Origin of the sequence: Pseudomonas baetica (genome assembly GCF_019733355.1) — a bacterium.
GTDB lineage: Bacteria > Pseudomonadota > Gammaproteobacteria > Pseudomonadales > Pseudomonadaceae > Aquipseudomonas > Aquipseudomonas baetica_A.
In genome coordinates this window covers 12,839-32,383 of the sequence record NZ_JAIHLQ010000057.1, presented here as the reverse complement: position 1 = coordinate 32,383, position 19,545 = coordinate 12,839, and the positions used below count along the sequence as shown (strand labels likewise).

General features: G+C 60.5%; 18 protein-coding genes. 4 read left to right on the top strand and 14 right to left on the bottom strand.

What is annotated here, in order from left to right; translation table 11 throughout:
- Positions 1 to 263 precede the first annotated feature (263 nt).
- The 5 genes from K5E40_RS31210 to ribBA all read right to left on the bottom strand — a co-directional run bounded on the left by K5E40_RS31210 (position 264) and on the right by ribBA (position 5,651).
- Complete coding sequence (locus tag K5E40_RS31210; RefSeq protein WP_221734035.1) at positions 264 to 1,418, bottom strand: ABC transporter ATP-binding protein; 1,155 nt, start codon at positions 1,416 to 1,418, stop codon at positions 264 to 266.
- 17 nt (positions 1,419 to 1,435) lie between these two features.
- Entirely contained in the window at positions 1,436 to 2,245 is an 810-nt protein-coding gene (locus tag K5E40_RS31205; RefSeq protein WP_221734034.1) for an ABC transporter permease, read from the bottom strand.
- A gap of 6 nt (positions 2,246 to 2,251) precedes the next feature.
- The gene (locus K5E40_RS31200; protein ID WP_221734037.1) at positions 2,252 to 3,199 is read right to left on the bottom strand and encodes an ABC transporter permease; all 948 of its coding nucleotides are present in this window, start codon (positions 3,197 to 3,199) and stop codon (positions 2,252 to 2,254) included.
- The gene (locus K5E40_RS31195; protein WP_221734033.1) at positions 3,196 to 4,221 is read right to left on the bottom strand and encodes an ABC transporter substrate-binding protein; all 1,026 of its coding nucleotides are present in this window, start codon (positions 4,219 to 4,221) and stop codon (positions 3,196 to 3,198) included. The genes K5E40_RS31200 and K5E40_RS31195 overlap by 4 nt, the downstream gene beginning before the upstream one ends.
- A gap of 320 nt (positions 4,222 to 4,541) precedes the next feature.
- The gene (ribBA, locus tag K5E40_RS31190) at positions 4,542 to 5,651 is read right to left on the bottom strand and encodes a bifunctional 3,4-dihydroxy-2-butanone-4-phosphate synthase/GTP cyclohydrolase II (RefSeq protein WP_221734032.1); all 1,110 of its coding nucleotides are present in this window, start codon (positions 5,649 to 5,651) and stop codon (positions 4,542 to 4,544) included.
- Positions 5,652 to 5,720: 69 nt separating this feature from the next.
- Here ribBA and K5E40_RS31185 point away from each other — a divergent pair, with 69 nt between their 5' ends.
- Positions 5,721 to 6,017 carry a DUF1330 domain-containing protein gene (locus K5E40_RS31185; RefSeq protein WP_221734031.1) on the top strand — a complete coding sequence of 99 codons (297 nt, stop codon included), beginning with the start codon at positions 5,721 to 5,723 and terminating at the stop codon, positions 6,015 to 6,017.
- 124 nt (positions 6,018 to 6,141) lie between these two features.
- On the opposite strand, the gene K5E40_RS31180 is transcribed toward K5E40_RS31185, so the two are convergent.
- From K5E40_RS31180 to K5E40_RS31150, 7 genes are all read right to left on the bottom strand, one after another.
- Positions 6,142 to 6,705, bottom strand: coding sequence for an NUDIX hydrolase (locus K5E40_RS31180; RefSeq protein ID WP_221734030.1), 564 nt, complete (start codon positions 6,703 to 6,705; stop codon positions 6,142 to 6,144).
- Between the two features lies 1 nt (position 6,706).
- A complete protein-coding gene (locus K5E40_RS31175; RefSeq protein ID WP_221734029.1) occupies positions 6,707 to 7,459 on the bottom strand; it encodes a GntR family transcriptional regulator in 753 nt (250 codons plus the stop codon).
- Between the two features lie 58 nt (positions 7,460 to 7,517).
- Positions 7,518 to 7,907: a carboxymuconolactone decarboxylase family protein gene (locus tag K5E40_RS31170; protein ID WP_221734028.1), complete on the bottom strand. Its 390-nt coding sequence runs from the start codon at positions 7,905 to 7,907 to the stop codon at positions 7,518 to 7,520.
- Between the two features lie 131 nt (positions 7,908 to 8,038).
- Positions 8,039 to 8,524 carry a flavin reductase family protein gene (locus K5E40_RS31165; protein WP_221734027.1) on the bottom strand — a complete coding sequence of 162 codons (486 nt, stop codon included), beginning with the start codon at positions 8,522 to 8,524 and terminating at the stop codon, positions 8,039 to 8,041.
- Positions 8,525 to 8,536: 12 nt separating this feature from the next.
- Positions 8,537 to 10,018 (bottom strand): aldehyde dehydrogenase, encoded by a 1,482-nt coding sequence (locus K5E40_RS31160; RefSeq protein WP_221734026.1) that lies wholly within the window; start codon positions 10,016 to 10,018, stop codon positions 8,537 to 8,539.
- Positions 10,015 to 10,848: an alpha/beta fold hydrolase gene (locus K5E40_RS31155; RefSeq protein ID WP_221734025.1), complete on the bottom strand. Its 834-nt coding sequence runs from the start codon at positions 10,846 to 10,848 to the stop codon at positions 10,015 to 10,017. Before K5E40_RS31155 ends, K5E40_RS31160 begins: the two co-directional genes overlap by 4 nt.
- A 31-nt stretch (positions 10,849 to 10,879) precedes the next feature.
- The gene (locus K5E40_RS31150; protein ID WP_221734024.1) at positions 10,880 to 11,470 is read right to left on the bottom strand and encodes an amino acid synthesis family protein; all 591 of its coding nucleotides are present in this window, start codon (positions 11,468 to 11,470) and stop codon (positions 10,880 to 10,882) included.
- Between the two features lie 379 nt (positions 11,471 to 11,849).
- On the opposite strand from K5E40_RS31150, the gene K5E40_RS31145 reads away from it, so the two are divergent.
- Positions 11,850 to 12,893: a YCF48-related protein gene (locus tag K5E40_RS31145; protein WP_221734023.1), complete on the top strand. Its 1,044-nt coding sequence runs from the start codon at positions 11,850 to 11,852 to the stop codon at positions 12,891 to 12,893.
- On the top strand, positions 12,890 to 15,274 hold the full coding sequence (locus tag K5E40_RS31140; RefSeq protein ID WP_221734022.1) for an RND family transporter: 2,385 nt from the start codon (positions 12,890 to 12,892) through the stop codon (positions 15,272 to 15,274). The genes K5E40_RS31145 and K5E40_RS31140 overlap by 4 nt, the downstream gene beginning before the upstream one ends.
- A gap of 112 nt (positions 15,275 to 15,386) precedes the next feature.
- On the opposite strand, the gene K5E40_RS31135 is transcribed toward K5E40_RS31140, so the two are convergent.
- Together K5E40_RS31135 and K5E40_RS31130 are read right to left on the bottom strand one after the other, a co-directional pair.
- Positions 15,387 to 16,106 carry a FadR/GntR family transcriptional regulator gene (locus tag K5E40_RS31135; protein ID WP_221734021.1) on the bottom strand — a complete coding sequence of 240 codons (720 nt, stop codon included), beginning with the start codon at positions 16,104 to 16,106 and terminating at the stop codon, positions 15,387 to 15,389.
- A 161-nt stretch (positions 16,107 to 16,267) separates the two neighbouring features.
- Entirely contained in the window at positions 16,268 to 18,004 is a 1,737-nt protein-coding gene (locus K5E40_RS31130; RefSeq protein WP_221734020.1) for an IlvD/Edd family dehydratase, read from the bottom strand.
- Between the two features lie 194 nt (positions 18,005 to 18,198).
- Between K5E40_RS31130 and K5E40_RS31125 the strand changes: the two genes are divergently transcribed.
- Positions 18,199 to 19,521, top strand: a complete 1,323-nt coding sequence (locus K5E40_RS31125) for an MFS transporter (protein ID WP_221734019.1) — start codon at positions 18,199 to 18,201, stop codon at positions 19,519 to 19,521.
- The last annotated feature ends 24 nt before the right edge of the window (positions 19,522 to 19,545 follow it).

The following is a 19,545-nucleotide window of genomic DNA, read 5'->3' as shown; positions in this document are numbered from 1 at the left end:
CCACAAATCCAGTGTGGGCGCGGGCTTGCTCGCGAAAGCGGTGTGTCAGTCAGCAGAGAGGTTGGCTGGATTGACGCCTTCGCGAGCAAGCCCGCTCCCACAGTTTTGATCTGTGATGGACGATTTGTTGTGTTCGCCACGAATCCAGTGTGGGAGCGGGCTTGCTCGCGAAAGCGGTGTGTCAGTCAGCAGAGAGGTTGGCTGAGCTGACGCCTTCGCGAGCCAGCCCGCGCCCACCTGGGGATTTTGGTGTGTTGAAGAGTTTAGTGAGCGCCGGCGGCTTTGTTCAGGTCGCTTTCGGTCCATTCGGTGTAGACGCAGGCATCGGCGGTGGCCCAGCGTACGCTCACCGGATCACCCCCCTTGAGCGGCATGCCCGCCGCCGACAGTGCTTTGACGGTCATCGACGTTCCGCCCGAGGTCACCACGCTGCACGTCAGGCTCTCGCCCAGAAACAGCACTTCAACCACCGTCGCTGACACCTCATTCCAACCTGCCGGCAACGGCTCGTCGCTCGCCTGCTGCACGCTCAGCGCCAAGGCTTTTTCCGGGCGTACCATCAGCAGCACATCCTGATCAGTGTGCACGCCGGCGGTCAGTCGGATCGACAGCGGCTGCCCTTCAAAACTCGCGGCCGCATTGCCCTGCGCCTTGAGTTTGAGGAAGTTCGAGTTGCCGAGGAAGGAGGCGACAAACGCGTTCGGCGGATTCTGATACAGGTCATACCCGCTGCCCAAACCAACGATCTTGCCGTGACTGAAAATGGCGATGCGTTGGGACAACCGCATGGCTTCTTCCTGATCGTGGGTCACGTAAACGATGGTGATGCCCAGGCGGCGGTGCAGTTGGCGCAGTTCGTCTTGCAGGTCTTCGCGCAGTTTTTTGTCCAGCGCACCCAGCGGCTCGTCCATCAGCAGAATGCGTGGCTCATAGACCAGCGCCCGGGCGATGGCGACACGCTGTTGCTGGCCACCGGACAGTTGCGAAGGGCGGCGATGAGCAAACTGATCGAGTTGCACCAGTTTGAGCATCGCATCGACGCGCTTGTCACGTTCGGCCGCAGCGAGTTTGCGGATCGCCAACGGGAAGGCAATGTTGTCGCGCACCGACAGGTGCGGGAACAGCGAATAACGCTGAAACACCATACCGATGTCGCGCTTGTGCGGCGGCACGTTGACCAGCGACTGGCCGTTGACGAGGATCTCGCCGCTGCTCGGGGTTTCGAAACCGGCGAGCATCGACAGCGTCGTACTTTTTCCGGAGCCGCTGGAGCCGAGGAAGGTGAGGAATTCACCGTCCTTGATGTCCAGGGAGATGTTGTCCACGGCGGCAAAGTCGCCGTAGTGCTTGTTCAGGTTGCGCAGGCTGACCAGGGGTTTGTCGTTCTGCTGGGATGCGTCTTTGATCACGGCACTCATGTCGTACTCCTGGGCGCTCAGGCGCTGATGTTGTTGCGCCGGCGCAGGGCGGCGGCGATCACCATGACCAATACCGACAGGCCGATCAGCAGCGTCGAAGCGACGGCGATCACCGGTGTCAGGTCCTGGCGCAGGGTGGTCCACATTTTCACGGGAAGGGTTTGCAGGGTCGGGCTGGCCATCATCACGCTGAGCACCACTTCATCCCACGAAACGAGGAAGGCGAAGAGGGCGCCGGCGACCATGCCCGGACGTATTGCCGGGAACGTCACCTTGAGCACCGCTTGCAGGCGTGACGCGCCGCAGATCACTGCCGCGTCTTCGATCGACTGATCGAACAGCTTCAGCGAGTTGATGATCGAGATGATGGTGAACGGCAGCGCGACGATGACATGGCTGACCACAAAGGCAAACATCGTCCCGGTATAACCGAGCTTGAGGAACAGCGCGTACACCGCCACGGCGATGATCACCAGCGGCACGATCATCGGCAGAGTGAACAGGCCATAGAGCATTTCCCGGCCGGGAAAGCGCCCACGTACCAAGGCAAACGCTGTCGGCAGACCGAGGGCCACGGCGCAGAGGGTCGTCAGCACCGCTACCTTGAGGCTGGCGAGTGCCGCATTCATCCAGTCGGGGTTGGAGAAGAACTGGCCGTACCATTTCAGTGTCCACCCCGGTGGCGGGAACACCAGCCATTGCGACGAACCAAACGACAGCAGGACGATGAACACGATCGGCAACAGCAGAAACAAACCGATCAGCCCGGTGGTGGTGTAGAGGCCGAAACGCATCCGGCGGCTCATGGCATTGGGAGTCAGGAGCATCTCGGCTTACCTCGCGTTACTGGCGCCAACCGGGGATTCCGGCTGAAGCTTCAGGTAGAAGTAAAACAGCACCAGGGTGATGGCGATCAGCAACGCGGCGCCGGCACTGGCCAGGCCCCAGTTGAGGAACGATTGCACCTGCTGAATGATGAACTCCGGCAGCATCATGTTCTGCGCTCCGCCCAGCAGCGCCGGGGTGACGTAGTAACCGAGCGACATCACAAACACCATCAACCCACCGGACGCCAGCCCGGGCCTGCACAGGGGCAGGAACACCCGGAAGAAGTTGGTCCATGGGCTGGCCCCGCAAATCGAGCCGGCCTGCAGGATCATCGGGTCGATGGCCTGCATGGTCGCCTGCAATGGCAGCACGATGAACGGGATCATGATGTAGCTCATGCCGATCACCACGCCGGTCAGGTTATGCACCATTTCCAGCGGCTGATCGATGATGCCCAGCGCCATCAAAACCTTGTTGATCACCCCAGAGGCTTGCAGCAGCACCAGCCACGAATAGGTGCGGGCGAGGAGGCTGGTCCACATCGACAGCAACACGATGTTGAGGATCCAGCGACCCCAGCCGCGCGGCACCAAGGTAATCGCCCAGGCCAGCGGGAATCCCAGCAACAGGCTGAACAACGTCACCAGCCCGGCCACTGAAAAGGTGTTGAGCAGCACGCGGGCATACGCCGAGTTGGCGAACAGTTGTTCATAGTTGCCAAGGCCCGGTGTGGGTTCGAGCACACCGCGCAACAGCAAACCAATCAACGGCGCCAGAAAGAACAGGCCGAGGAACAGCAGCGCCGGGACGAGGTTGCCGGCGCCGCGCCAGCGTTGTCTGAGGGAGGGGGCTTGCGGCATCGCAATCGCCTTTTGTCCTGCGGCCGAGCCGGCAGCGCTTGCGGCGCTCCCGGTGGCAGTGGAGGGACGGGACGCAGTGGCCGCCATTTTCATTTGACCAGCCATTCGTTCCACCGTGTCGCGATGGCCTGGCCATTTTTGGCCCAGTACGCGAAGTCGAGAGTGATCTGATCCTTAGCGTAGGCAGTCGGCAGGTTCGGGGCCAGCACCGAGTCCAGGCGCGCCACGCTGTCGACGTTGACCGGGGCGTAAGCGGTCAGGTTGGAGAAGTCGGCCTGGCCTTTGGCACTGCTGGCGTTGGCCAGGAACTTCATCGCCGCGTCCTTGTTTTTCGAGCCTTTTGGAATCACCAGAATGTCGGCCATGACCAGGTTCTGCTTCCAGCTCACACCCACCGGCGCACCGTCTTCTTGCAGGGCGTGAATGCGGCCATTCCAGAACTGGCCCATGCTCACTTCACCCGAGGCCAACAACTGCTGCGACTGCGCGCCGCCGCCCCACCAGACGATGTCTTTCTTGATCGTGTCGAGTTTCTTGAAGGCGCGATCCAGGTCCAGCGGGTAGAGCTTGTCGGGGGGTACGCCATCGGCCAGCAGCGCCAGTTCGAGCACGCCGGGGCTTGGCCATTTGTACAGGGCGCGTTTGCCGGGGTAGGTCTTGGTGTCGAACAGCGCCGTCCAGTCTTGCGGCTTGGCAGCGCCGAGCTTGCCTTCGTTGTAGCCGAGGACGAAGGAGAAGAAGAACGAGCCGACACCGTAATCGCTGACAAAGCGTGGGTCGATCTTGTCACGCTGGATGACGTTGAAATCGAGGGGTTCAAGCAGCCCTTCAGCGGCGGCGCGCAGCGCGAAATCGGCTTCGACATCGACCACGTCCCATTGCACGTTGCCGCTTTCGACCATGGCTTTGAGTTTGCCGTAGTCGGTCGGGCCGTCCTGCACGACGGTGATGCCGCTGGCCCTGCTGAACGGGTCAGCCCAGGCCTGTTTCTGCGCATCCTGGGTGCTTCCGCCCCAACTGACAAAATTCACGCTCTCGGCGGCCATGGCGGACTGGCCGGTGACGCTCAGCAGTCCGGCAAAAAGGATTGCGGTTGCAGCTTTGTTCAACACCATTTTTACGCCCTCATTGTTGTGTTTTTGAGCGGGCTTGCGTTGTTGCCCGCCTATCGGGGAGCAGTAGATGGACGTTCACTGAAGTGTCCGGTCTATGGAATATCATATTATGGTATTCCAAACTTTGTGCAAGCACTTTGCCTTACCGGTTATCTGGCGAATGGGTTTTTTGGGGCCGTGAGATGACGATCTGAAATGCAAAACCCCTGTGGGAGGGGGCTTGCTCCCGAATGCGGTCGATCATTCAACATTGATGTCGCCTGGCACGACGCCTTCGGGAACAAGCCCACTCCCACAGTTGGAATTGTGTTTGGCGTGGGTTATTCGGTGAACGGGATGCTCTCGATCACCTCCAGGTCATACCCGGTCAGGCCTGCATATTTCAGTGGCGGGCCGAGATGGCGCAACTTGCCCACACCAAGGTTCTGCAGAATCTGCGCGCCGGTTCCCACCTCTGAATAAATCCGCGATTGCGACCGGCTGAACTGTCGTGGCGGCTGGGTCAGTTGCGGTACACGCTCCAACAACGCCTGAGACGACTCATGATTGGCCAACACCACGACGACGCCATGGCCCTCGGCCGCGACCCGCTGCAGCGCCGCCCACAACGTCCAGTTGCTTGGCCCGCTGTACTCGGCGCCGACCAGATCGCGTAGCGGATCGATCACATGCACGCGCACCAGCGTCGGCGCTTCGCGGCGCAAATCGCCCATGACCATCGCCATGTGCACGCCGCCTTCGATACGGTCTTCAAACGTGATCAAACGGAACGTGCCATGCACCGTCGGCAATTCGCGCTCGCCGATGCGTTCGATGGTGTGCTCGGTGCTCAGGCGATAGTGGATCAGGTCGGCAATGGTGCCGATCTTGATCCCGTGCTTGCGCGCAAACACTTCCAGATCCGGACGGCGGGCCATGGTGCCGTCATCGTTCATCACTTCAACAATGACGGATGCCGGGGTAAAACCGGCGAGGCGGGCCAGATCGCAACCTGCTTCGGTGTGACCGGCGCGAGTCAGCACGCCTCCTTCCTTGGCGCGCAGCGGGAAGATATGCCCGGGCTGCACAAGGTCTTCGGCGCGGGCGTCTCTGGCGACAGCGGCGGCGACCGTACGGGCGCGGTCAGCGGCGGAAATACCGGTGGTGACGCCCACCGCCGCTTCAATCGAGACAGTGAACGCGGTGCTGAATACGCTGCCGTTGCTCGGCACCATCTGTTCAAGCCCCAGGCGCTGGCAGTGTTCGTCAGTCAAGGTCAAGCAGATCAACCCGCGGGCTTCGCGGGCCATGAAGCTGATCGCTTCGGGCGTGCAGCAATCGGCGGCCAACAACAGGTCGCCTTCGTTTTCCCGATCTTCGTCATCGACCAGCAGGACCATTTTGCCGAGGCGATAATCTTCGATGATTTCTTCGATGCTGTTGAAGGCCATGCTGGACTCTCAGGGTTTGTTGGAAATAATATTGGTATACCATAATACAAAATAAACAAAGAGGTCACTATGAAGGCTTACTGGATTGCCCACGTCGACATTGCCGATGCCGAGCACTACAGCCAATACACCCAGCGCGCACCGAAGGCGTTCGCGGAGTTTGGTGCGAAATTTCTGGCGCGAGGCGGGCGCAGCGAGGCGATGGAAGGACGCAAGACGCCACAGCGCAGTGTGGTGATCGAATTCGATAGCTACGAGCAAGCACTGGCGTGCTACCACTCGGCGGCGTATCAGGAGGCGAAGCGCTACCGCGAGGAATGGGCACGGGCGGAGATCATCATCGTCGAGGGCGTGGCACCACTTTGAGAATCACCACAAATCCCCTGTGGGAGCGGGCTTGCTCGCGAAGGCGTCGTGTCAGTCGCTAGAAATGTTGAATGATTGACCGCATTCGCGAGCAAGCCCGCTCCCACAGGGGCGACGGTGATCGTCAGCGGATGAAGTGGATTTTGCCGCTGTCGTCATTGCCCATGTAGATGCCATACACCCCGGCCTGGCGCTCCTCGATGTAGCGTTCGAGGATCTGCCGGATCGCCGGGTAGTAGATCTGCTCCCACGGGATGTCTTTGGGGGCGAAGAACTTGTAGTCGAGGGTTTCCGGACCGTATTGGCCGGTGATCTCCAGCGCGAGGGCGCGGAAGATGATGTACACCTCGCTGATCTTCGGCACGCTGAAGATCGAATAGGGCGAGACGATTTCGGCGCGCACGCCGCTTTCTTCCCAGACTTCGCGCAGTGCCGCCTCTTCGGTGGTCTCGCCGCTTTCCATGAAGCCCGCCGGCAACGTCCAGGTGCCCGGACGCGGTGGTATCGCCCGTTGGCACAAGAGGTATTTACCGTCCTGCTCGATGATGCAGCCGGCAATGATCTTCGGGTTGACGTAGTGGATGTAGCCGCAGCCTCGGCACATCAGGCGCTCGTGCGTATCACCCGGCGGCACCTGCTGACCGAGGTCAGGGCCACCGCATTTCGGGCAAAAGCTCGGGCTGGACATGTCAGTGACCTATGCGGGGTTCTTTCAGCGCGATGGGCGGGGTGATCGCGGGAGTTGCGCCGGTCTCTTCCTGTTTGCGCTTGAGGTAATCGAGGGCGACAGCCGCGGCAGCGCGGACGTGATCAACGCAGGCCTGATGCGCCAGCAGCGGGTCGCCGCTCTTGATTGCTGCGACCATTTTTTCCATTTCCTGATTACTGGCGCCACGGCGGTTTTCCTGGGACACCGACGTCGCCCTCAGGTAGCTGATGCGTGCCTGCAACTGGCGCAACTGCGTGGCCGCAACGTGGTTGCCGGAGCCTTCGAGCAGTACGTCGTAGAAGCCTTGTACCGAGTCGATCACCTGTTGCAGCTCGCCGTCCTTGAGCGCCTTGCGGTTCTCTTCGAGGGCTTTTTCCAGGGCTTTGATGTCCTTGGCTTTGGCGCGCAGGGTGAACAGTTGAACGATCAGGCCTTCCAGCACGCAACGCAGTTCGTAGATGTCGACGGCATCGGCCAGGGTGATGATGGCGACGCGCGGGCCCTTGGCGTCGGCGAATTCCACCAGGCCTTCGGATTCAAGGTGACGCAAGGCTTCGCGCACCGACGTGCGGCTCACGCCCAGGCGATCGCACAGATCGCGTTCAACCAGACGATCGCCTGGCATGAGCTGGAAATTCATGATCGCGCTACGCAGTTTATCCAGCACGATTTCGCGCAGGGTAACGGGATTGCGATTGACCTTGAAGCTGTCGTCGAGTGGCTGGCGTTTCATGGGGTCCGCTCTTTAAGTTGGCTGTCCATGCCAGACGGGCATCTAAACAGCCGAGGGGTTAACTGGAGGCCTCGGCGTCGGCTTCGGCGAAGGCTTCACGGGCGAGCCGGAAACTGTCCACGGCCGCCGGGACGCCGCAATAAATACCGACCTGAAGCAGAATTTCGCGTATTTGCTCACGACTCAGGCCGTTACGCAAGGCACCACGCACATGCAGCTTGAGTTCATGTGGACGGTTAAGCGCCGAGATCATCGCCAGGTTGACCATGCTGCGCTCTTTGAGCGACAGACCTTCGCGACCCCATACATGACCCCAGCAGTATTCGGTGACCATTTCCTGCAGTGGGCGGGTGAAGTCGTCGGCGTTCTCTATTGAGCGTTGCACATAGGCTTCGCCCAAAACCTGAGTGCGGATCTTCAGGCCTTTTTCGTACTTTTCATTACTCATATTCTTTACCTCACCTCAATCCCTGTGGGCGCTGGCTTGCCAGCGATAGCGGACTATCAGCCAACATCAATGTTGAATGTTAAGTCCTCATCGCTGGCAAGCCAGCTCCCACAGGGTTTTGCATTGTCGCCTCAGGCCAGGGTCGGCAGGGCGCCCAACTTGCCCTTGTGATAAATCATCGGCGTCACCGGCTGCGCCGGCAGGATCAGGTTCTTCACCGCGCCCACGATGATCGCGTGATCGCCACCATCGTATTCACGCCACAACTCGCACTCGATGATCGCCGTGGCCTTGGCGAGGATCGGGTTGCCGAGTTCGCTCAGGTGCCACTCGATACCTTTGGCCTTGTCCTTGCCTTTACCGGCGAAGGCGTAGGCCTCGGCGGTCTGTTCGGCGGACAACAAATGGATCGCGAAACGCTTGCTGTCGCGCAGCACCGGGTAGGTGTCGGAGGCGTAGTTGGGGCAAAACAGCACCAGCGCCGGATCAATCGACAACGCGCTGAACGCGCTGGCGGTGATGCCGACGATGCCCCCCGCAGGGTCAAGGGTGGTGACCACCGTGACGCCGGACGGGAAGGAGCTCATGACGTCTTTGTAAATGCCGGGTTCGATCATGTCGCAGGACTCCTAGCGCATCACAAACGGATCAGGCATTGGCACCTGAGAGAGGTTGATCCACACCGTTTTCAGTTCGGTGTAGGCCAGCACCGAGTCGATGCCGCTTTCGCGTCCATAGCCACTGTTCTTGAAGCCGCCGATGGGCGCCATTGCCGACACCGCGCGGTAGGTGTTGACCCAGATAATTCCAGAGCGCACGTCGCGCGCCAGGCGATGGGCGCGGCCCAGATCGCGCGTCCAAATGCCGGCGGCGAGGCCGAATTGCGAGTCGTTGGCGATCGCCAGCGCTTCGGCCTCGTCCTTGAAACGGATGACCGACGCCACTGGGCCAAAGACTTCTTCCTGCATGATCTTCATCGAATTGCGGTCGCACTCGAACAGCGTCGGTTCGTAGAACCAGCCCTCGCCAAGATCAGCCGGCCGCTTGCCGCCGGTCCGCAAACGCGCGCCCTCGGCGATGGCGTCGGCGACCAGCCCTTCAACCACTGCCAGTTGCTGCGCGGTGGCCATTGGGCCCATTTCGCTGCTGTCTTCCTGCGGATTGCCGATGCGGATGCGTTTGGCCCGTTCGACCAGACGACTGACAAACTCGTCGTAGATCTCGTCCTGCACCAACAACCGCGAGCCGGACACGCAGCTCTGACCCGAGGCCGCGTAGATCCCGGCAATCGCGCCGTTGATCGCGCTGTCCAGATCGGCGTCGGCGAAAATGATGTTCGGCGACTTGCCGCCCAGTTCCAGCGACAGCTTGGCGAAGTTCTCGGCGCTGCTGCGCACCACATGCCGGGCCGTCGCCGCGCCGCCGGTGAAGGCGATCTTGCGGATCAGCGGATGGCGGGTGAGGGCGGCGCCGGTGCTCGGGCCGTAACCGGTCACAACGTTGACCACGCCTGGCGGAATCCCGGCTTCGAGGGCCAGACGCGCCAGTTCAAGGATGGTCGCCGACGCGTGCTCTGACGGCTTGATCACGATGGTGTTACCGGCGGCGAGCGCCGGCGCCAGTTTGATCGCGGTCAGGTACAGCGGACTGTTCCAGGGAATGATCGCAGCGACCACGCCCATGGCTTCGTGAACCGTGTAGGCGAACAGGTCGGGCTTGTCCAGCGGCAAGGTGCCGCCTTCGAGCTTGTCAGCCAAACCGGCGGTGTAGTGGAAGAATTCCGGCAGATAACCCACCTGACCCCGGGTTTCACGGATCAGTTTGCCGTTGTCGCGGCTTTCCAGCTGCGCCAGTTGCTCCTTGTTCTCGGCGATCAAGTCACCGAGGCGGCGTAGCAGTTTGCCGCGCGCGGTGGCGGTCAGACCGCGCCAGGCAGGGCTGTCGAACGCGCTTTGCGCTGATTGCACGGCGCGTTCGACGTCGGCCTCATCAGCGTCAGGCAGTTCAGCCCAAGGTTCGGCCAGGGCCGGATTGAGGCTTTCGAAAGTCTTGCCGCTGAGGGCATCGACCCATTCTCCGCCGATGCACATCTGGAAGCGTGCGAGTGTCATGCAACGATCCCCTTTATATGGTTTTGTCGGGAGTGTGCGAATTCGAGAAATTCCAACAGCGTCTGGTTGACCAGACGCGGCGACTCTACGGGCATCATATGCCGTTGTTCCGCCAGCACGGCAACCCTCGCGCCGGGGATGCACCGGGCCAGTTGCTCGGCCATTTCCGGGGTCGAACCGGGATCGAGCTCGCCCGTGGCGATCAGCGTCGGCGCCTGAATGCTGCTCAGGTCGTCGGCACGGTACATGTCCTGCGTTGCGAACAGTTCGTAGGTGGTCAGGTAACCCTGTGGGTCATTGCCGGCCAGGGTCTGGCGGATCGCGGCGATCTGCGCCGGGTTGGCGGCCTGATATTCGCGGCTGAACCAGCGCGACAGCGCGGCTTCGGCATTGGCGTCCGGGCCGTGTTCGGCGGCCTGAGCGGTGCGCGCAATGACGCCGGCGCGCTGCTCTTCGCTGCGATTGAACACGCTGTTGAGCACAACCAGGCTTTGCAGGCGCTGCGGGTAATGCAGCGCAAACGCCCGCGCCACCAGACCGCCCATCGAGAAGCCGATCACCGCTGCTTGCGGCAGGTTGAGGTGATCGAGCAGCTCCAGCAACTGATCGGCGTAACCGAGCAGGTCGGTACCGCTGGCCGGTCGCGGGCTGGCGCCATGGCCGAGCATGTCGTAAGCGACCACCCGATATTGCGTGGCGAGGCCGACGATCTGGCCGCCCCACATTTCTTTGTTCAGGCCCACGCCGTGGATCAAGACCACGGGCTGGCCTTCGCCGGTCGCCAGATAACTGGTGCCAGCCGGGGTGAGTTCAGCGGTGAGCCGAATCATGGAGCGCTCCTGCAATGCCTTTTTATTGTGATTACTGGGCTTTTTCGGCGGCCAGTTCTTCCAGATCGATGTAACGGTTGCCGATGCGCGGGTGCAGGCGGCCACCGTCGGCGCAACCCAGCACCACGACAATTTCGTCGGCGCGCGGCGCGTCTTCGATCTGCATTTCCAGGGTGATGTAGTGCGAACGCAGGCCTTCGTCGTCCTTGTGCATCATCGGAATCTGAATCGAAGTGCCCGGGCCACCGCGCTTGTTGGTGAAGCTCAGGTAGCTCTTGGCTTTGACCGCTTCGCGGTAGTGGTTGCCAAAGCGCAGGGTGTGGATCACGGCGGAGGCGTGTTCGATTTCGCCGTCAGCACCCACCACGGCAGCCTTGCCGTAGGCCTCGATTTTTTCTGCGCCGCCAATGAGGCCGACCAGACGCTCGACCATCATGGCGCCGAGGTCGGAGCAGTTGGCGCGGATCTGCGGTTTCAGGTCTTCGACAAAGCCGTTACCCACCCAAGGGTTTTTCATCACGACAGCGAGGCCAACCATGGTCACCGGCTTGTCGGTGGCTTTGCCGCCTTCGATGAGGGTTTCTTCGACATAGCTGACGATCTTGCGAATTTCGAAACTCATGTGCTGCTCCGCGGGGGGATTGAGGGTGTCTGTGCGTCTGATGGTATACCATAATACCAATCGTGCAAGCCCCCTCACGCGTTTTGCCGCATCCATCCGGCGAATGGCCATGCATTCACCTGCAGCCATAAATCCCCAAAACACCATTAACCCCCTCCCACAATGCAAATCACTGGCGACAGGAGCCTGCATCTGGTTAACAAAAGATAACGTGGCGCCGATTGTCAGACGTTTCGAAAGCCCGATAGGATGAGCCAGCTTCCGAAGGGGCTCTGGATGGCGGGTTTCAGGACTATGCTTCTGACCAGTCATCACCAGAGCACCCTTGCGGCGCCCTTGAAGGCCAAATGGCCTAACAATAATAAATAGGGGAAGGTCTATGAGTCGTTGCCGCCCGCCGGCGTTTCGCAACACCGCGTTGCTGGTCACAGCACTCTCCATGCTGGGCTTCGCCACCGTGTCGGCACCTGTGATTGCCGCCGAGGCGCCGGCCGACGTGGTTTATGCTCTCGAATCAGCCAAAGCCGCAAAAAGCCTGATGCTTGACGTCGTCCACGCCGGCACCCGGTTGGTGGCGGTCGGGGATCGTGGGCACATTCTCTATTCCGATGACCAGGGCAAATCCTGGACCCAGGCCAAGGTGCCGAGCCGGCAACTGCTGACCGCTGTGTATTTTGTCGACGACAAACATGGCTGGGCAGTCGGCCACGATGCGCAGATCCTCGCCAGCGAGGACGGCGGTCTGACCTGGACCAAACAATTCGAAGACCTCAAACGCGAATCGCCGCTGCTCGACGTCTGGTTCAAGGACGTCAACAGCGGCATCGCCGTAGGTGCCTACGGCGCGCTGCTGGAAACCACCGACGGCGGCAAGCATTGGGAAGACATCAGCGACCGCCTCGACAACGAAGACCAGTTCCACCTCAACGCCATCGCGGCGGTGAAAGACGCCGGGCTGTTCATTGTCGGCGAGTCGGGCAGCATGTTCCGCTCCGCTGATGGGGGGCAGACCTGGGAAAAACTTGAAGGCCCTTATGAAGGCTCGCTGTTCGGCGTGATCGGCACGGCCTCGCCGCAGACGCTGCTCGCTTACGGCTTGCGCGGCAACCTCTACCGCTCCACGGATTTCGGCAGCACCTGGGAACAGGTCGAGCTGAAAGCTGCGCGAGGCTCGCTGGAATTCGGTCTGTCCGGCGCTACGTTGCTCGAGGACGGCTCGATCGTGATCGTCGGCAACGGTGGCTCGGTGATCAGCAGCAGCGACGACGGTGAGACCTTCAGCGTGTTCAATCGCCCGGATCGCATTTCGCTGTCGTCGGTCACCGCCGCCGGCAACGGCAACCTGATTCTGACCGGGCAGGGCGGTGTTCACACCACGCTGCCGAACGGTGCCGAGATCAATAATAAGAAGGCGGGGCTATGACTTCCTTGAGCAATCATCATCAGGACAAGGCGACGTTCCTTGAACGTCTGATTTTCAACAACCGCCCGGTAGTGATCCTGATCTGCCTGGTGGTGAGCATTTTTCTGTTCTGGCAGGCCACGCTGATCCGGCCGTCCACCAGCTTCGAGAAAATGATCCCGCTCAAGCATCCGTTCATCGAGAAGATGATGGAGCACCGCAACGACCTGGCGAACCTGGGCAATACCGTGCGTATTTCGGTGGAAGCCACCGACGGCGACATCTTCTCCAAGGAATACATGGAGACCCTGCGCCAGATCAACGACGAGGTGTTCTACATCTCCGGCGTTGACCGGTCCGGTCTCAAGTCGCTGTGGAGTCCGAGCGTGCGCTGGACCGAAGTGACCGAAGAAGGTTTTGCCGGCGGTGAAGTGATCCCGCAGAGCTACAACGGCTCGCAAGACAGCCTCGATCTGCTGCGCAACAACGTGCTCAAGTCCGGTCAGGTCGGGCGTCTGGTGGCCAACGACTTCAAGTCGAGCATCGTCGACATTCCGCTGTTAGAGTCGTACCCGGACCCGCAGGATCAGGGCAAGTTGCTGGCGCTGGATTACCGCAAGTTCTCCCATGAACTGGAAGAAAAGATCCGCGACAAGTTCGAAGCGCAAAACCCCAACGTCAAAATCCACATCGTCGGTTTCGCCAAGAAAGTGGGCGACCTGATCGACGGTCTGGTGATGGTGGTGCTGTTCTTCGGCATCGCGTTCGTCATCACCCTGATCCTGTTGCTGTGGTTCACCAACTGCGTGCGCAGCACCATTGCCGTGTTGAGCACCACGCTGGTGGCGGTGGTCTGGCAACTCGGGTTGATGCACTTCTTTGGCTTTGGGCTCGATCCGTATTCGATGCTGGTGCCGTTCCTGATCTTCGCCATCGGCATCTCCCACGGTGTGCAGAAGATCAACGGGATCGCCCTGCAATCGAGCGAGGCGGAAAACGCCCTGACCGCCGCACGACGAACGTTCCGGCAACTGTTCCTGCCGGGGATGATCGCAATTCTCGCGGACGCGGTCGGCTTCATCACGCTGCTGATCATCGACATCGGTGTGATCCGCGAACTGGCCTTCGGCGCGTCCATCGGCGTGGCGGTGATCGTGTTCACCAACCTGATTCTGCTGCCGGTCGCGATCTCTTATGTCGGCATCAGTAAACGCGCAATCGCCAGGAGCAAGAAGGACGCAAACCGCGAACATCTGTTCTGGCGCCTGCTGTCGAACTTCGCCAGCCCGAAAGTCGCACCGATCTCCGTTGCTCTGGCGCTGATCGCCTTCGGTGGCGGTCTCTGGTACAGCCAGAACCTGAAAATCGGCGACCTCGACCAAGGTGCGCCGGAGTTGCGTCCGGATTCGCGCTACAACAAGGACAACAACTTCATCATCAACAATTACTCGACCAGCTCCGACGTGCTGGTGGTGATGGTCAAGACCAAGAAAGAAGGTTGCTCGCGTTACGAAGCCATGGCACCGATCGATGAACTGATGTGGAAGATGCAGAACACCGAGGGCGTGCAGTCGGCGATCTCGCTGGTGACCGTGTCCAAGCAGATGATCAAGGGCATGAACGAGGGCAACCTGAAATGGGAAACCCTGTCGCGCAACCCAGACGTGCTGAACAGCTCGATTGCACGGGCCGATGGCCTGTACAACAACAGTTGCTCAGTAGCGCCGGTGCTGGTGTTCCTCAACGATCACAAGGCTGAAACCCTTGATCGTGCGGTGCATGCAGTGCAGGAATTTGCCAAGGAAAACAATAAGGACGGTCTGGAGTTCATCCTGGCAGCGGGTAACGCCGGGATCGAAGCCGCCACCAACGAGGTCATCAAGCAGGCAGAGTTGACCATCCTGATTCTGGTGTACATCTGCGTGGCGGTAATGTGCATGATCACCTTCCGCTCGTGGGCGGCGACCTTGTGCATTGTGCTGCCACTGGTGCTGACGTCGGTACTCGGCAACGCACTGATGGCGTTCATGGGTATCGGCGTGAAAGTCGCGACCTTGCCGGTGGTGGCGCTGGGGGTGGGGATCGGCGTGGACTACGGCATCTACATCTACAGCCGCCTGGAAAGTTTCCTGCGTGCCGGTCTTCCATTGCAGGAAGCCTATTACCAGACCCTGAAATCCACCGGTAAAGCGGTGCTGTTCACTGGCCTGTGCCTGGCCATCGGTGTGTGCACCTGGATTTTCTCGGCAATCAAGTTCCAGGCCGACATGGGCCTGATGCTGACCTTCATGCTGTTGTGGAACATGTTCGGTGCGCTGTGGCTGCTGCCGGCACTGGCCAAGTTCCTGATCAAACCGGAGAAGCTGGCGGGGCAGAAGGGCAATTCGTTGTTTTCCCACTGACCTGGGGGCCTGAAACGACAAAGCCGCAACCTTCGGGTTGCGGCTTTTTTTATATTTCGATATTCACACTGACCCCCTGTGGGAGCGGGCTATCTTCAGCGTTCAGGAGCGTTCAGGAGCGTTCGGTACCGAGCACCGCGCTCAGCGCACTGCGTGCATCATCCAGTTGCACCAACGTCGCATGCCGCGCGCCCAACGCATCACGATTCTCGATCGCCGTGAGAATCGCCTTGTGCCTTGGCAGCGCCAACTCATGCAAGTTCGGTCGCTGATTCGAATGCTTTAGCGCCTCGGCAATCGCCACCGAGAGCATGTTGCACAGATTTGCCAGCAAATCGTTGTGAGTCGCATCGGCAATCCGGCTGTGAAAATCCAGGTCCGGTTGCAGCAGGGCTTCCGGTGTCGACGCAGCCTCCATACGCTGGTAAGCCTCGCCGATGGCCGTGATATCAGCGTCGGTCGCATGCTGGGCGGCGAGGGCGGCGGCGGCCGGTTCGATGATGCTGCGCACGCTGGTCAGGACATTGAAAAATTCATTCCGCGGGCTGCTTTGCATGAGCCAGTGCAGCACGTCCGGGTCGAGCATGTGCCATTCGCGACGCGCCTTGACCACCGTGCCCACGCGCGGTTTGGAGTACACCAGACCTTTTGCCACCAACACCCGCGTGGCTTCGCGCAACACCGGTCGACTGACCGCGTACTCCTCGCAAAGCAAGGCTTCGGCGGGCAGTTTGTCGTCGGGCAGGAAGCGTCCAGAGACGATCTGCATGCCCAATTCCTGGACGATGCGCGAGTGCATGCTTTTGCGGTCGGAAGGTTTGCGGTAATCCATGGGGAGTGGCGCGATCCTGAGCGATTAAGATGCCGCGCATCATAGCAGGCACGACACAAACGTGAGGCAGACACACAATCAAATGTGGGAGCGGGCTTGCTCGCTCCCACAGGGGGATGCATTCCAATGCAGGCGCTGGCGAAGGCTGCGATTGTTTGTTTTTAATGGGAATGGCGCGGCACTTCAGCTCCACGGCAACCGACCAGGAAGTCGAAATCGCAGCCCTGATCCGCCTGCAGCACATGGTCGATGTACAGCTGACGATAACCGCCCACCAATAATTGCTGCGGCGGTTGCAGGTCAGCCATGCGCGCGGCCAGTTCGGCGTCCGGAATATCCAGGTGCAGACGCCCGGTGGCGCAGTCGAGTTCGATCCAGTCGCCTTCTTTCACTGTGGCCAAAGGCCCGCCCGCTGCTGCTTCCGGGGCAACGTGCAAAACCACCGTGCCGTAAGCGGTGCCGCTCATCCGTGCGTCAGAGATGCGCACCATATCCGTCACACCCTCGGCCAGCAGCTTGGCCGGCAGGCCCATGTTGCCGACTTCAGCCATGCCCGGATAACCCTTCGGCCCGCAGTTTTTCATCACCAGAATCGAGTTGGCATCAACATCCAGTTCTGGGTCGTTGATCCGCGCCTTGTACATGTCGAAGTTCTCGAACACCACGGCACGGCCGCGATGCTGCATCAACTCTGGCGTGGCGGCGGACGGTTTGAGCACGGCACCAAGAGGTGCCAGATTGCCGCGCAGTACGCAGATGCCGCCGTCAGCGCGGATCGGATTGTCGAGGGTGCGAATGACCTCGTCTTCGCCGTAGATCGGCGCGTCTTTGGTGTTCTCGCCAATGGACTTGCCGTTGACCGTCAGCGCGTTCGGATGGGGGATCAGATTGGCCTCACCGAGACGGCGTAGCACCGCTGGCAGTCCCCCGGCGTAATAGAACTCTTCCATCAGAAAACGTCCGGACGGTTGCAGGTCGACGATGGTCGGCATGCCGCGACCGATGCGCGTCCAGTCGTCCAGTTCCAGTTCGACGCCGATGCGTCCGGCGATGGCTTTCAAGTGGATCACGGCGTTGGTCGAACCGCCAATGGCGGCGTTGACGCGAATAGCGTTTTCGAAGGCTTCCTTGGTCAGGATCTTCGACAGTTTCAGATCCTCACGCACCATTTCCACGGCGCGCATGCCGGACATGTGCGCCAGCACATAACGCCGCGCATCCACCGCCGGGATTGCCGCGTTGTGCGGTAAGGAAGTGCCCAGTGCTTCAGCCATGCAAGCCATGGTCGACGCGGTGCCCATTGTGTTGCAGGTGCCCGCCGAACGCGACATGCCGCCCTCGGCTGCGAGGAAGTCGTCCAGGGTGATGGTACCGGCCTTGACCTGCTCGCTGAGCTGCCAGACCACGGTGCCCGAGCCGATGTCCTTGCCTTTGTGCTTACCGTTGAGCATCGGCCCGCCGGTGACAACGATGGCCGGCACATCGCAACTGGCCGCGCCCATCAGCAGCGCCGGAGTGGTTTTGTCGCAACCGGTCAGCAGCACCACGCCGTCAATCGGGTTGCCACGAATGGCTTCTTCGACGTCCATGCTCGCCAGGTTGCGCGTGAGCATGGCGGTCGGACGCAAGTTCGATTCGCCGTTGGAGAACACCGGGAATTCCACCGGGAAACCACCGGCCTCGATCACCCCACGTTTGACGTGCTCCGCGATTTGGCGGAAATGCGCGTTGCACGGGGTCAGTTCCGACCAGGTATTGCAGATGCCGATGATCGGCTTGCCATGAAACTGGTGGTCGGCGATGCCCTGATTCTTCATCCAGCTGCGGTACATGAAGCCGTTCTTGTCGGCCGTGCCAAACCATTGGGCGGAGCGCAGGGTGGGTTTCTTATCAGACATGATCGATTCTCTTATTGTATGACTATAGTGTTCGAGCTGAGGCTTAACATAAGCGCAATTTAAGCGGTTTGGAAGTGGTTGTTGGGTAATTAGTATTACTATATAGTCGTTTTCGACGGAGGGATGGTCCTGGCGGGTTTCCGTGAGAGACGTCCCCCGAGGTTCTATAAAAACAACAATCGGAGACCGATCCCATGAGCCAGGAACTGCGGCTTATTCGCCGCATCACGCTGAAACTGATTCCCTTCCTGATCCTGCTGTACCTGATCGCCTATGTGGATCGCTCCGCCGTCGGCTTCGCCAAATTGCACATGGGTGCCGACATCGGCATCGGTGATGCGGCTTATGGCCTCGGTGCAGGGCTGTTCTTCATCGGCTACTTTCTTCTGGAAATCCCCAGCAACCTGATGCTCGAGCGTTTCGGTGCGCGGCGCTGGTTCGCGCGAATCATGATCACCTGGGGCGCCATCACCATCGGCATGGCGTTCGTCCAGGGGCCGCACAGTTTCTATGTCATGCGCTTTCTGCTAGGCGCGGCAGAAGCGGGGTTCTTTCCCGGCGTTCTGTACTACATCACCCAATGGTTCCCGGTGCGCCATCGCGGCAAGATTCTTGGCCTGTTCATTCTTTCGCAGCCCATCGCGATGCTGATCACCGGCCCCGTCTCCGGCGGCCTGCTGGGTATGGAAGGCGTCCTCGGGCTGCACGGCTGGCAGTGGCTGTTCATCGTCATCGGCACCCCGGCGATCTTGCTGACCTGGCCGGTGCTGCGCTGGTTGCCGGATGGCCCGGAGCAAGTGAAGTGGATGGATCAGGCCGAGAAGGACTGGCTGACCCGTGAGCTGAAAAAAGATCTGGAGGAGTACGGCCAGACCCGTCACGGCAATCCGCTGCATGCGCTCAAAGACAAACGCGTCTTGCTGCTGGCGCTGTTCTATCTGCCGGTGACCCTGAGTATTTATGGCCTCGGCTTGTGGCTGCCGACGCTGATCAAACAATTTGGCGGCACTGATCTGGTGACCGGTTTCGTGTCATCGGTGCCGTACATCTTCGGGATCATCGGTTTGCTGATCGTGCCGCGCAGTTCAGACCGTTTGAATGATCGCTACGGCCATCTGGCGGTGCTTTATGTGCTGGGCGCGATAGGTCTTTTTCTCAGTGCCTGGCTGTCGATGCCAGTGGCGCAGTTGGCCGCGCTGTGTCTGGTGGCGTTTGCGCTGTTTTCCTGCACGGCGGTGTTCTGGACCTTGCCGGGGCGCTTCTTTGCCGGCGCGAGTGCGGCGGCAGGGATCGCGTTGATCAACTCGGTGGGCAATCTTGGCGGCTATATCGGGCCGTTCGTGATCGGCGCGTTGAAGGAGTACACCGGGAATCTGGCGTCGGGCCTGTATTTCCTCTCGGGGGTGATGGTGTTCGGCTTGATCCTGACCGGCGTGGTGTACCGGGTGCTTGAACGCAAACACGTACTGCCCGTTGACCAGTTCGCCGCCAGCGCACGCGGCGCTACCCGAACCTGAATCTAAAGAACAGCACAGAACCCA

Excerpts from the sequence above, each read along its gene's own strand:
- K5E40_RS31210 (WP_221734035.1), bottom strand. The coding sequence starts at position 1,418 with ATGAGTGCCGTGATCAAAGACGCATCCCAGCAGAACGACAAACCCCTG.
- K5E40_RS31205 (WP_221734034.1), bottom strand. The coding sequence starts at position 2,245 with ATGCTCCTGACTCCCAATGCCATGAGCCGCCGGATGCGTTTCGGCCTC.
- K5E40_RS31200 (WP_221734037.1), bottom strand. The coding sequence starts at position 3,199 with ATGAAAATGGCGGCCACTGCGTCCCGTCCCTCCACTGCCACCGGGAGC.
- K5E40_RS31195 (WP_221734033.1), bottom strand. The coding sequence starts at position 4,221 with ATGGTGTTGAACAAAGCTGCAACCGCAATCCTTTTTGCCGGACTGCTG.
- ribBA (WP_221734032.1), bottom strand. The coding sequence starts at position 5,651 with ATGGCCTTCAACAGCATCGAAGAAATCATCGAAGATTATCGCCTCGGC.
- K5E40_RS31185 (WP_221734031.1), top strand. The coding sequence starts at position 5,721 with ATGAAGGCTTACTGGATTGCCCACGTCGACATTGCCGATGCCGAGCAC.
- K5E40_RS31180 (WP_221734030.1), bottom strand. The coding sequence starts at position 6,705 with ATGTCCAGCCCGAGCTTTTGCCCGAAATGCGGTGGCCCTGACCTCGGT.
- K5E40_RS31175 (WP_221734029.1), bottom strand. The coding sequence starts at position 7,459 with ATGAAACGCCAGCCACTCGACGACAGCTTCAAGGTCAATCGCAATCCC.
- K5E40_RS31170 (WP_221734028.1), bottom strand. The coding sequence starts at position 7,907 with ATGAGTAATGAAAAGTACGAAAAAGGCCTGAAGATCCGCACTCAGGTT.
- K5E40_RS31165 (WP_221734027.1), bottom strand. The coding sequence starts at position 8,524 with ATGATCGAACCCGGCATTTACAAAGACGTCATGAGCTCCTTCCCGTCC.
- K5E40_RS31160 (WP_221734026.1), bottom strand. The coding sequence starts at position 10,018 with ATGACACTCGCACGCTTCCAGATGTGCATCGGCGGAGAATGGGTCGAT.
- K5E40_RS31155 (WP_221734025.1), bottom strand. The coding sequence starts at position 10,848 with ATGATTCGGCTCACCGCTGAACTCACCCCGGCTGGCACCAGTTATCTG.
- K5E40_RS31150 (WP_221734024.1), bottom strand. The coding sequence starts at position 11,470 with ATGAGTTTCGAAATTCGCAAGATCGTCAGCTATGTCGAAGAAACCCTC.
- K5E40_RS31145 (WP_221734023.1), top strand. The coding sequence starts at position 11,850 with ATGAGTCGTTGCCGCCCGCCGGCGTTTCGCAACACCGCGTTGCTGGTC.
- K5E40_RS31140 (WP_221734022.1), top strand. The coding sequence starts at position 12,890 with ATGACTTCCTTGAGCAATCATCATCAGGACAAGGCGACGTTCCTTGAA.
- K5E40_RS31135 (WP_221734021.1), bottom strand. The coding sequence starts at position 16,106 with ATGGATTACCGCAAACCTTCCGACCGCAAAAGCATGCACTCGCGCATC.
- K5E40_RS31130 (WP_221734020.1), bottom strand. The coding sequence starts at position 18,004 with ATGTCTGATAAGAAACCCACCCTGCGCTCCGCCCAATGGTTTGGCACG.
- K5E40_RS31125 (WP_221734019.1), top strand. The coding sequence starts at position 18,199 with ATGAGCCAGGAACTGCGGCTTATTCGCCGCATCACGCTGAAACTGATT.